This is a genomic window from Amycolatopsis sp. WGS_07 (assembly GCF_045278895.1).
Lineage (GTDB): Bacteria > Actinomycetota > Actinomycetes > Mycobacteriales > Pseudonocardiaceae > Amycolatopsis.
Window position 1 is genome coordinate 7,479,639 of record NZ_CP136053.1, and the last position, 12,342, is coordinate 7,491,980.

Annotated in this window: 6 protein-coding genes; 4 read left to right on the plus strand and 2 right to left on the minus strand. The window is 69.7% G+C overall.

Annotated elements, in window-relative coordinates; translation table 11 throughout:
- Positions 1–21: 21 nt before the first annotated feature.
- A complete protein-coding gene (locus RPX00_RS35145) occupies positions 22–468 on the plus strand; it encodes a hypothetical protein (RefSeq protein ID WP_406631894.1) in 447 nt (148 codons plus the stop codon).
- A gap of 1,699 nt (positions 469–2,167) precedes the next feature.
- Here the strand turns inward: RPX00_RS35145 and RPX00_RS35150 are convergent.
- Entirely contained in the window at positions 2,168–4,732 is a 2,565-nt protein-coding gene (locus RPX00_RS35150; RefSeq protein ID WP_406631896.1) for an NACHT domain-containing protein, read from the minus strand.
- A 175-nt stretch (positions 4,733–4,907) separates the two neighbouring features.
- On the opposite strand from RPX00_RS35150, the gene RPX00_RS35155 reads away from it, so the two are divergent.
- Together RPX00_RS35155 and RPX00_RS35160 are read left to right on the plus strand one after the other, a co-directional pair.
- The gene (locus RPX00_RS35155) at positions 4,908–5,141 is read left to right on the plus strand and encodes a hypothetical protein (protein ID WP_406631898.1); all 234 of its coding nucleotides are present in this window, start codon (positions 4,908–4,910) and stop codon (positions 5,139–5,141) included.
- 13 nt (positions 5,142–5,154) lie between these two features.
- Positions 5,155–6,270 (plus strand): ThiF family adenylyltransferase, encoded by a 1,116-nt coding sequence (locus RPX00_RS35160; protein WP_406631900.1) that lies wholly within the window; start codon positions 5,155–5,157, stop codon positions 6,268–6,270.
- Here the strand turns inward: RPX00_RS35160 and RPX00_RS35165 are convergent.
- On the minus strand, positions 6,267–8,387 hold the full coding sequence (locus RPX00_RS35165; RefSeq protein WP_406631902.1) for an ATP-binding protein: 2,121 nt from the start codon (positions 8,385–8,387) through the stop codon (positions 6,267–6,269). The two genes, RPX00_RS35160 and RPX00_RS35165, sit on opposite strands and share 4 nt — an antisense overlap.
- Positions 8,388–9,180: 793 nt before the next feature.
- Here RPX00_RS35165 and RPX00_RS35170 point away from each other — a divergent pair.
- On the plus strand, positions 9,181–12,327 hold the full coding sequence (locus RPX00_RS35170; protein ID WP_406631904.1) for a LamG-like jellyroll fold domain-containing protein: 3,147 nt from the start codon (positions 9,181–9,183) through the stop codon (positions 12,325–12,327).
- Positions 12,328–12,342: the final 15 nt, after the last annotated feature.

Sequence of the window (12,342 nt, forward strand, 5' to 3'; positions counted from 1 at the left end):
TTCCGGACAAGGGAGGCAGTCGTGATCGAGCCGCCGCACGGCACCTTGTTGTGGTCTGCGATCGAGGCGTTCAGCGATACGTGGCCGCCCGATAACGAGGAGACCGCGCAGGAACTCGCCCGGCAGATCCGCGAGTTCCTGAAAACAGCCGACACCGGTCGCGCCTCGATCCACAACGTGGAGGGGCGGATACAGGGCTCCTGGAAAGACCCGGCAGGCGACACGATGGCCGACAAACTGGCCGGGACCACGAACAGCTGGGGCCGGGTCGCGGAGCTGCTGGGCGCCCAGGCCGGGCTCGTCGAGGGCTACGCGGCGAAGCTGATCCGAGTGAAGACCGCGATCCGCGATACGGTCGTCAGCCGCGAGCCGGAATTCGAGGCACTCGCCAGCAGCAATGTCCAGCAGGCCGCAGAGCTGGCCGCCGCGCTCGCCCTGGAATTCAAATCCATGATCGACTCCGCATAGCCCGGCGCTGCCATGCCGGTTGCTTGGTTCTTCCCGGTGGCACTGCTGCCGGGACGGGTTCGGGGATCGGCCCGGCGACGCTCATCCTTGCCGGCGCATTCGTCGCGAGGCGGCCCGCCGCGTTCGGTTGAGTTCGGGCGCTCCGGGTCACGTACACGTCGGCGGTCGCTGTCCGCTCCGGCTCTGTCATGCGCGGCCTGGCCGCCCACCGGGACGTACGGCTCGCCGTCAGTGATTCGCGAACGAAAAACGCCGGGATCACCCGACGACTCAACCGCCTTGCCCGGGCAGACGCACTTTGCGCGGACCCGGCCCGGGATGCTATCCAGTCGCCGGAGAGTCCTGCTTCGGCGATGCGGGACGGGCGACCCGCCGGGTCGAAGGCTCCGCGACGGTCATACACACTCGCCGTAAGACCGGACGGCCTGGCGTAAATGAGGCGTGCCAGCGCGGAAACGGGGCGGCTGGACGACGGTGCCAACCTCGCGCGGCACGGCGGTTGTGGTGATGCGGGGCCACTGCGAACGGCTGCAGCCGTACTTGGCCGAGGCCGCTGATCCGGGGGTGCCGAGTCCTTGGCCGGTCGCGCAGCCGCCAGGGCCGAGTGGCTCCAGCGCGGTTGGCTGCGGCAACTGCCTGATGTGACAGGCGGCCCGGATCGAGCTGCGAACCCAGTTTCGATTGACTGCCGGACTGTGCGGCTGACTCCCGGCTGGCGCACATCTCGACGAGATGCTCGAGCTGTCGGCTATCTGAGCGGGAGGTCCCGGTAGCCGGCAGTCGGCGGAAGAAGCGCGCTCGGGGCGAGCCGCTTCGGCGCTGTCGAGGTCGTCGATCATCTCGACGAGGGCTTTCTGCGCCGCAGCGGTGTTTTCTCCTGGAATGGGAAGAGACTGCTCTCGGCTGCAGCTGTGGTCCACTGTGGCCGGTCAGTGGCAGGGCCGCGCGGCGCTCGCCGCTGTTCTGCAGGACGGCGGTATCCGCGCGCCCATTGCCTCGTGGCGGCCGGCCGCTGTCGCAGGGTTCGCCGAGCCTGCGTTGACTTGCGAGCGTTCTGCTCGTAAGTCGGGCTCGGGGTTGACGGTGGTGCGACGCCTGACGAGCTGTGGTCGATCGCGCGGGTTGCACAGTATTGGGTAATGAGCCAGTCGCGAGCGCGTGTGCGCTTGGCTGAGCGGCACATCCCGCGGGTGAGCGGCTACCTTGCGAACGCGGTCCGCGGGGCGACAGCCCGGCAAGGAGATCGCAGCGATCTCCACGAAGGCAAGGCGTTTTCACCACCGAGCTGCTGACGCTGGCGACGAGCTGCCGCTGGCAGCGGAGGTGCGCGCGTCAGCCCTGCTGAAGCGGTACCCGCAGCTGACGCTCCCGCAAGAAGTGCCACACGACAAGGACGCGATCCGGTCATGGCTCAGGGACAACGGGTCGACAACCATGCGGGTTCCGCCCCTGCTGCCGGCGGCAGTTCGTCTGGACGTCAGACGACCGTCCTCGGGGGCAGGCGGCATCCCGGCTTCTGCGGCAGCAATTGCTCCCCGGGCTCTGTGGAGCCGAGGCACCCCGCGGGTTTGTAGGCTCCGTACAGCCTTCTGCGGGTCCCTCCGACCTGGCGAGCTGCCTATCACGCGTCTTCTGCCGCAACAGGCCTGCGTCGGTCGTCAACGACAACAGACTCGAGGGACCGGTGGTGCTCGTCGGATCAGTCGACCGTTTTCTTCGCTGGTTCGGTGGTGCGTTCAGGCCCGGTCAGGCGGATTTGCAGGTTGCGGTGCCGGAACTGGGTTGCTGCGCCGGACATGCGCAGCAACCCTGCAGCGTAGGCCCAATCCAGGAACCGGGCCGGCCTTGCGGGCAGCGCGCCGCGGCGGCGGAGTTGCCGTGTTGTCAGCGCATACAGCGGCGCAGGCGATCCGATGAGGCCGACGGCGATGCCGAACGCCAGCCCGATGGACAGCCATCCTGCCCACCAGCTCGTCAGCCCGACTGCGGCCCATCCGGTGAATTGGACGGAGATGTATCCGGTCAGCCATCCGATCGCTCCGCCGGCGAACCAGGCGGCGACGCCGCGCAGGACGTCCCATGCCAGTGCCTGCCGCATCGGGTCGCTCGGCTGTATCGCGGTCTGTTGCGGCGCGGTGAGCCCGCCGGACAAGCCGAAGACAAGGCCGATGGTGATCCCCGCGGTGAGTCCGACCGGCACCCCGATCGCCAGTCCCACGGCGAGTCCGAATGCCACTCCGAGTCCCAGTCCCACAGGCAGGGCCAGTTTCAGGGCGCTCCGGAGGCTGCTGGCGAGCCGTCGGCGTCCGGCGGCGGTGCGGACGAGCCTGGGCTCCACGCGTTGAGGCGGTTTCGTTGTTGGCGAACTGGCATGGCGGAAGACCCACGCCAGCAGGATGAGAATCCCGGAAGCGGCGATCCATCCGCCTGCCGTCGTCGGCAGGGTGAAGCCGCTGATGGTCGCTGTCTGGAGCAAGAAGGCGATCAACGGAAGCACGATGACGCCGACTGTCAGCGCGGCCGCACGGAATCGAATAGCCCGGCCTGGCGGATTCCCGACGGTGCGCCAGAGATGGTGCAGGTGCAGATCGACGCCGGAATGGCCGTTGGCTCCCATCCAGGCGAGGTGGTCGGCGAGGGTCCGCAGCCAGCGTCGCACGTCGTCGGGGTGATAGCAGGCGCCGTCGCGGCGGGGCCGGTGCGCGGCGACGGAGGGGATCAGAAGTTCATAGAGTTTGTCATTGAGGTTGTCGATCTTGGGGTCGAGCAGGTCGGCGGGTGTGGTCGCCGGGTCTTCGTAGACGGTCACGGCGAGGTAGAGGTGCAGCGGGGAGGACAGCCAGCTCGCCAGGGGGCCGCTCTTTTTCTCCTGCAGGTGCCCCGCGATGGGGTGCCATCGCGGGGCGAGGCGGTCGGGCTGGTCGCGGGCGGGGAAGCGGTGGGCTAACCAGGCGATGACCTGCTCTACGTCGAGCGGCTCCATCATGATGACAGTGGTGTCCTGCAGAACCCCTCGGGCGGCAGTGGGGTCGGCCGTTGCGGAAGCGAGGTGCTGGTAGCGCTGGGTGCGGCTGGTGAGCACGACGGGCCAGCGGTCGGGGCCGGGGTAGAGGTTGAGGGCGGCGATCACGGTCCGGGCTCTCGCGGGTTCGGCGTCGTCGGGGTCCATTTCGTCCAGGCCGTCGAGGATGGGCAGGATCCAGCCGCAGGCGACCAGTGCGTGCGCGATCGGACGTTCGACGCCGTAGACGGTGGTCAGGTGGCGGGCGATCCATTCGTCGAGTTCGGTGCGCACTGCGGGTGGTGGGCGGTCGGTGGCGGTGAATGCGGACAGGCTCATTCGTACCGGGACGACGATTCTTTCGGCTGCTCCTGAGGCGCTGCCGGCGCGGGCCTCGTCGGCGAGGTCGAGCAGGAGCTTGATGACCAGCACGGTTTTGCCGGACCCGGGTTCGCCGAGCACGACCAGCCGCCCCCGTTCCAGGCTGCGGTAATAGCGAAGGATCGTTGCCAGCGAACCGGAATCGTCGCCGCCGTCTGGCCTCCACCGCACCAGCTCCGGGTGGCGCACAGCTTCCGCGGGGTCGAGCGAGTCGCGTTGGTCGAACCCGATGTTCGCGGGCTGGGAGTCGCCGGCTCCGGCGAGGAGCTGCTGCAGCGCTCGGTTTTCGGCGGTCAGGATGCGCTCCAGCAGGGGGCGCGCGTGGGCGGCCAGCATCGCTGGATCGTCTGCGCGGGGCCGTGGCCACGCACTGATCGCCAGCATCGCGGCCGCCGCCGCGAGCAGCGTGAGGGGCGGTGCGAGGTGACCGTGGTAGATCCATCGCCCGATCAGCCAGAGCAGGCCGACCAAACCGACGACGATTCCGGCGTTTTTCCACCGTCGTGGATTCCGCGGCCAGACGCGGGGGATCGTGCCAAAGAGCACTGCGGTGCGATTGCTTCCGGCTGCGCGGGGCACGGTCGCAGCGTGGTACCGGCACTCTTCGCCTGGTGGCACCACGCCGGAGCGGCGCGGCTGCTCCGAGGCAGCGGCGGAGTCCTCGGGGGCCGGCTGCGAGTCGCGGCGCGCGGCCTGGTCGAGCGCGCGGGCGAGGGCCGCGTGGCGGAGTCGCCATTGCTCGAGCAGCACGTCCTGCGGCGGCATGGGCAGGCCTCTGCGCTTGCCGATCTTCACGCACGCGATCACGAGCGCGCGGACACGGTCCCAGTTCGGGAGTCCTTTGACCCCGCCGTTGAGCAAACTCGAGATCGTCTGCGGCACGAGAAGTTTCTCGTCCTCGTTCTTCAGCGCGGCCAGCGTCGGCCGACCGGCCAGATCGAGCAGCTGGTTGAGCTGGCCGGCGAACCGGGCTCGCGGGTCCTCCGGTTCCACTCGCGACGACCCCCTCCCGGTTCCTCCCGAGTTCTCCCGTCTCCCAGTTCGGGAACTGTAGCCCGTGCTGGGGGAGCAGGTCAGGTTTTCCCGCGTCCTCCCGGAACGAGCCACCCGACGGGCTGAACGGCGCACCGTGGTCACCGGCAGGCCGGTCCCCGACATCCGCCGGGGCGGCGGAGCGAGCGCTCCGGTGCAGCGGCCTGCGTCGGCGGCGGGGAAGGAGGTGGGTGCGGTGATCGAGTTCGTGGAGATCGAGCAGGAACCGACGTTCAGCAATCCCAACCAGAAAAACTGACCGGGGAAGGAGGATGAGCGCCATGTGGCGTCCGAGGATCAAGTTCGAGCACCGGCCGGTGCGGTATGCCGACGGGCGGGTGCGCATCGGCGGCAGTGCGCCGGGGATCGCGCGGGGTCTGCGTGATCCGGACGGGTCGGTGTGGGCGTTGCTGGCGCTGCTGGACGGGTCGCGGACGGTGGGCCAGATCGCCGACGATCTGGTCCGCCGTTTCCCGGACCGCACGCTCCGGGAGGTGCGGGAAGCGGTCGGCGACCTGGATGCCGCCGGCTATCTGGAGGACGCGGCGGAGACGGCGCTGAGCGCGTTCGAGCGGGAACGCTACAGCCGCAGCCGCGCGTACTTCCGGGCATCGGACCGCACCCCCGGGCGCAGCAGGTGGGACGCGCAGTTGCAGTTGAAGCAGGCCCGGGTCGTGGTCGTCGGCGTGGGCGGCACCGGGTGCGCGGCGGCACTGGCGTTGACGATGTCGGGCGTGGGGCAGCTGCATTGCGTCGACGCGGACGTGGTGGAGGTGTCCAACCTCAACCGGCAGTTCCTGTTCACCGAGCAGGATCTCGGCCGGGCGAAGGTGGACGCCGCACTGGACCGGCTCCGGCTGCACAACTCGCACGTGGAGCTGACCGGGTCCAAGGAGCGGATCGAGGGGCCGGAGCAATTGCGGGCGCTGGCGGTCGCCTGCGACGTGCTGCTGGTGACCGCGGACCAGCCCTCGACGGGGGAAATCCGGTCGTGGGCGAACCAGGCGTGCCGCGCTACGGGGACGGCGTGGGTGCACAGCGGCTATGACGGGCCGCGGGTCAGCGTCGGGCTGTTCCGCCCGGGCTCGACGCCGTGTTACGACTGCGCCCGCGCCGCCGAGGCGCACCGGCGCAGCGTGCTGTCGCCGCGCACTGCCTGGGCGCCCGGGGAGCCGATGGAGCGCGTGCAGGCGGCCAACGCGGTCTCGGCCGGGACGGCGGGCTTCTACGCCGCGCACGCGGTGATGAGCCTGATCACCGGGGTGCCGGACCTGGCGGCCGATAGGGAGTACGGCATGAGCCTGACGACCATGCGCGACTACGACACACTGCAGCTGGAACAGCGGTGGCCGGACTGCCCTGTCTGCGGGCACGACGACGGAGGCTAGTCGTCCGGCGGGGCGGCGCGGGCGGCGACGTCGCGCCACCGCGCCCGCGCGGCGTCCGCGGGGAGCCCGAGATCGCTGTAGAGGGCGACCGCCCGCTGGAGACAGTCGACGGCGCGGGCGAGGTCGCCGGCATGCTCGAGGCAGGTCGCAGCCAATTCCAGCGCCGGCGCGATCAGTTTGCCGGTGCCGGGCAACTCCCGGTAATCCGTCAATGCCTGCTCCGCCAGCAGCAGCGCGGCGGCGTGATCGCCTTGGGCGAGCCGGACGGTCGCTGCGCGGTAAATGCTGTGGGCGTGGCCCACTTCGTCTCCGGCTTGGCGGCGCAGCTCGCGTTCGCGATCGCTGTGGGCCAGCGCCTGGTCGTTTTCGCCCAGCCGGATGGCGATGGTGGCGAGGTTGCCCTCGATGACTGCCTGGGTGCGCGCCAGACCGTGAGCGAGCACGAGCGGGAGCGCTTGCTGGTAGCAGTCGCGGGCGCGCTGCAATCGTCCCCGCTTGAGGTGGACCTCGCCGAGGCCGATGAACGCGTTGTAGCGCTCGGGGTTGCGGGGCGTGTCAAGACTGGTGAAACCGGCCTCTGCCTCGTCCCACCGCTCCAGCGTGCTCAGCGTTTCGCTGCGTGATTCGCGAAGGAAGAACTCGGCGGAGGGATCGTCCAGAGCTTGGGCGGCGGCGACGCCGAGCGTTTCGATCTCCAGCTGGACAGTCCACAGCGGGCGGGGCAGGTAGATGAGGAAGCGTGACGTGGCCGCCAGCGCCAGCACCGGGGCGTAGACCCCGTCGTCGACTGCGGTCCTCGTCGCGGTGTACAAGGCGGGTTGTTCGGAAGTGAGCCAGGCCAACGCCTGGTCGCGATCGGTCAGGTCCGGTGGAGCTCCGACTTGGTCGACCTCGACAGCCAGGAACGGGAACCCGGAAAAGAGCAGCTGATCGGCGTGCTGCGCGACGCGGGCGTACCAGGTTACGACCCGGCGGCGCGCGGCGTGCTGGTCGTCGACGGGGTCGAGGCGGGCGCGGCTGCGGGCGTAGGCGTGCAGCAGGTCGTGCATCCGATACCGGTGCCGGCCCATCGGCTCGACCAGGTGCAGTTCGGCCAGCGCCTCCAAGTGTCGGTACGCCTCTCGCTCGCCCGTCCCGCACAGGGCCGCGACGGCGAGGACGGAGAATTCCGTGCCCGGATGCCACCCGATCTGGCGGAAGACCGCTGCCTGATCGGGGGCGAGGCGGGCGTAGGACCAGCCGAAGACCGCTTCGACTGCGTCCCCTGCGATCCCGCTGGCTCCGTCGTCGGCCACCTGGTCTTCCCGGATTTCGTCGACCACGTCGGCGATCTGCCAACGCGGGCGCGACGAGACTCGAGTGGCCGCGACCCGCACGGCCAGCGGCAACCCGGCGCACAGCCGCGCCAGCTCGGCCGCGGCGTCCGGCTCGTCTTCGATGCGGTCCTGACCGAGCACAGCCCGCAGCAGCGCGCGCGACTCGACGGGGGCGAACAGGTCGAGGCTGATCCGGTGCGCCGCTTCGGACACGACCAGGTCGGTGAGGCGGTCACGGCTGGTCACCACCGCCATGCACCCGGCGGCCGCGGGAAGCAAGGGACGCACCTGCTCGGCTGACTCCGCGTTGTCCAACACCAGCAGCATCCGGCGGCCCGCCAGCATCGTCCGAAACAACCCGGTCGCGGCGTCGAGTTCGCCCGGGATCCGCTCCGGCCCTACGCCGAGCGCGGCCAGGAACGACCCCAGCACGATCGCGGGATCCAGCGGTGCGCTCGGGCCGTAGCCGCGCAGGTTCGCGAACAGAGCGCCGTCGCGGAAACGGGCTTGCACCCGGTGCGCCCAGTGGGTGGCCAGAGCGGTTTTTCCTGCCCCGCCGACTCCGTCGAGGACGGCGACCGTACTCGAAGCGCCCGCGCCGCTCGGCATCGCGGCGTCCAGCGCGGACACCTGGCGTTCGCGGCCGGTGAAATCCCCCAGCGGGGCAGGCAGTTGCCGCGGCACCGGCGCACGGTCCTGTGCCGGGGCGGAGACGATGACTTGCCCGATGCTGCCCGCTTGCACCACGGATCCGGATACCGACCCGCTGATCGTGTTGCTGACGCTCTGCCGACCGCCCACACCTCCAGTCTGGCCTGGCTGCGTCCGCGACGTAACGCGCGCAGCCAGCACCACACCGATGGAGTACCGCGCCGCCAGCGGCGCGGTACGACCCGAACGGCACGAGGATGGCGTGGCAGGCTTGGGATTCGCCGCGCGGCGCTTAGGAGGCCGACCGTGGTCGTCGCGCGATGCGTCGGCACCGGCCGCTCTCCGTTCGTCGCAGGCCAGCGCAAAGTCCGTAGCGGCCGAAAGCCGGCCGTGCTGCTACGGATGACGGTGCATCGATCTGAGTGCGGGCGTCCGACGAGAGAAAAAGGGGCTCTCCGCGCAGCTTGACGGCCCCGCGCGCTTGTGGGTGCCGAGCAATGATCAGGTGAGGTTTTGGATCAGCACTGGCCGGGCGAGGATCGTGCCGCTGCCGAGCGTTCATGGCCTGCTGCTCGCCGGGTCTGTTCGGAGGCGAACCCTGCTCTTTGTTGAGGCAGGCACACCAGCGCTGGCCCTGCGGCCGGCGAACCCGGGCGCGCCGAATGGCGATTGACATCGATGGCATGGCCTCGACAGCGTCTCGTCGCTCTGGGGGGCGGACACGCAGCTCGAACGTCGGCAGGGAGATGTCGGCGCGGCCCGTCGCCGCGCAAGGTATTTGCAAGATGTCACCCCTAACTTCACTTTGACGTGCGGAAACGTGGCGAATGGGGGGGTCGCGGTGAGGTGGAGATCGGCGTCGAGACGGACTGGCCTCGTGGTGATGGGGTTGTCGCTGATAGTTGGTTCCGCACATGCGGAGGAGCGAGGTGGACCGGCAACGGTGACGGAAGCCGCCGCGCTGGCCAGGGCGGCGGCCACGGGTGTCTCGGTCGAGGCGACCGCGTCGACCACTGAAACCAGGCAGGTGATCGCGAATCCCTCCGGGACGTTCACCATGACCACGAGCGCACGGCCAGTGCGCGTGCGGCGGGGCAACGGGTGGGCACCGATCGACCTGACCCTGGTGCGCGGATCTGATGGGAGCGTTGCGCCAGTCGCGTCGGCGACGCCGGTCGTGTTCTCCGGCGGTGGCTCGGCTCCGCTGGCGCGAGTCACTGCCGGCACGGCAGGCATGTCGCTGTCCTGGCCCGGCTCACTGCCCGCGCCGGTGCTCAGCCAGAACACGGCGACCTACACGGATGTGTTGCCGGGGGTGGATCTCGTTCTGTCCGCCGACATTGACGGCTACTCCGAAGTCCTGGTCGTCGAGACCGCTGCCGCAGGTGCGAACCCAGGCCTGCGCACGCTGCGGTTCGGTGTGGCGACGACCGGAGTCCGCACGGCCAGGGACACGGCGGGGAACTTGGACTTCCTGGACGATCGCGGTGAGGTCGTGTTCCACGCGCCGGCACCGTCGATGTGGGACAGCGGCGGCACAAGCCCCGGCAAGGCGATCGGGTCCGGCGAAGACGCCGTGCATCGGCCGATGGGTGTGGAGGTGTCGGCCGACGCGGTGACTCTGGTCCCCGACGCCGCTATGCTCGGCAGCGCGCGGACCCGGTTCCCGGTGTACATCGATCCGTCGGTGTCCGCCGGGCGCAGGGCATGGACCACCGTCTGGCAGAAGTTCCCGTCGACGTCGTACTGGAACTCGTCGGAGAACATCGCCCGCGTCGGCCACGAGTCCGATGAAGGCAACACCAACAGGTCGTTCTTCTGGATGGCCACCGACGCGGTCAACGGCAAGCACATCCTTTCGGCGACCTTCCGCGCCAACAATGTCTACTCGTGGTCGTGCGCGGCCCGGCCGGTCGACCTGTGGCTCACCGGCGCGATCAACTCGCACACCACCTGGAACTCGCAGCCCACCTGGATGCGCAAGCTCGCCTCGGCCAATCAGTCACGCGGTTACTCGTCCTCGTGCCCGGGCGGGTACCTGGAATTCAACGCGCTCTCGGCGGTGCAGCAGCAGGCGCGGTCCGGATGGCCGGGTGTCACGCTCGGCTTGCGTGCATCCGAGACCGACACCTTCGGCTGGAAGAAGTTCAAGGCGTCCGACACCGCGATCGTGATCGAGTACAACAGTGTCCCGAACGCGCCGACGTCGGTGTCGACAGGGGAGAACAAGCCGTGTGTGATCGGTGAGAGCCGGCCGGTGATCGGCACCACGACGCCGGTGCTGCGGGCTACGCTGCGCGACGCCGACAGGGGCCAGAACCTGCGCGCCCGCTTCCAGTGGTGGATCGCCAACGGCGCGATGAAGGGCGAGTTCCTCACTTCGCCGCAGAATCCGTTGAGCACCACGTTCAGCGTGCCGATCCCCGTGGGCGCGTTCGCCGACAGGGACAACATCAGCTGGCGGGTGCGTGCCGAGGACGGCACGGACGCCGGCCCGTTCGGGCCGTGGTGCGAGTACCACGTTGACACGGTGCATCCGGACCGCACGCCGAGCGTGTCGTCGGCCGACTTTCCCTCGGAGGGCATCGGCAACGGAGTGGGCCGTCCTGGATCGTTCACGCTCGGTCCCAACGGTGTCACCGATGTGGTCGCGTACCTCTATGCGTTCGACTCCGACGATCCGAAGGACGGCACGCGGCTCGAAGCGACTGGCGCGGGCGGGGCCGCCACTGTCCGGTACACGCCGGGATTCGCCGGTGACCACCGGCTGACCGTGTGGAGCGTGGACCGGGCGGGCAACACGAGTCGCCCATCGCAGTACTTCTTCGTGGTGGGTTCGGCCACACCGGTTGCCGCGCAATGGCTGTTCGACGACAACTCGCCTGCCGACAGCAGCCCGACCGGCACCCATCCGCTGACATTGCCCGCTTCGGGAACGTCCTGGGCGGAGGGAAAGCAGGGCGGTGGCCTCGCCTTCACCGGCGGCGCGGCGGCCACCGCGGCGGCCGTGGCCGACACGAGCAAGAGCCTGACCTTCTCGGCCTGGGTTTCACTGTCCACAACGGATTCCGCCGTCAGCGTCATGTCCTTCGCCGGTACGCGGACGAGTGCTCTGTCACTGCAGCACATGCCGAACAGCCCGACGTGGCTGCTCACGGCGACCAGCGCGGACTCCATCGGCACGGCTGCCACGACCGTGCAGGGCGGAAAGGCGGAGGCGGGGGTATGGACGCACCTCACCGGTGTGTTCGACACGGGCGCAACGGGCCGGCAGCTTCGCTTGTATGTCAACGGAAGTCTTGCAGGCACGGCGGCGCTGCCAAGCCTGTGGCAGGCGGGCGCGGGCGTGTACGTCGGGTCGTCCCTGCGTGGTGTCGTGGACAGCGCGCGGATCTGGGACCGGGCGCTGACCGACGACGAGATCGCCAGCGTGGCCGACGACGCCGTCCTGATGGGTCACTGGGCCTTCGACGAGGGCAGCGGGACGTCGGTGGCCGACTCCAGCGGACACGGGCGGACCGTGACCCTCACCGGGGCGACCTTCGTCGAGCGTCCGCCCGGCTATGCGGCGATGTTCAACGGCACCGGCGACTTCGCCGCGACGGCGGGGCCCGTGCTGCGCACCGATAGCAGCTACACGGTCACCGCGTGGGTCAGGCTCCGGCCGGGAACGTCCGACGCCACCGCGGTGTCGGCTGAGGGCTCGAAGGCCGGTGCGTTCGAGTTGCAGTACCGTGTCGCGACCGGGAAGTGGTCGTTCACGGTCACGTCAGCCGACGCCGCCGGTGCGGCGGCCACGCGGGTGGAATCGACCGGACCCGCTGTGGACCCAGGCGACCCGGAGGGCTGGGTGTTCCTCACCGCGAGTTATGACGCGCCGCACAAGGCACTGCGGCTGTATGTCAACGGCGAAGGACCGGTGACCGCGGCCGCGCCCGCGACGGTGTGGAACGCGTCCGGACCCGTCCGGATCGGTGCGGTGCGGACGGGAGCGGCCGTCTCCGCGTACTGGCCTGGCGCCGTCGACGACGTCCGGTTGCTCTCCGGGGTGCTGACCACCCAGCAGGTCCGTGATCTCTTCACCGCCTGAGTTCCCAGTCCGCAC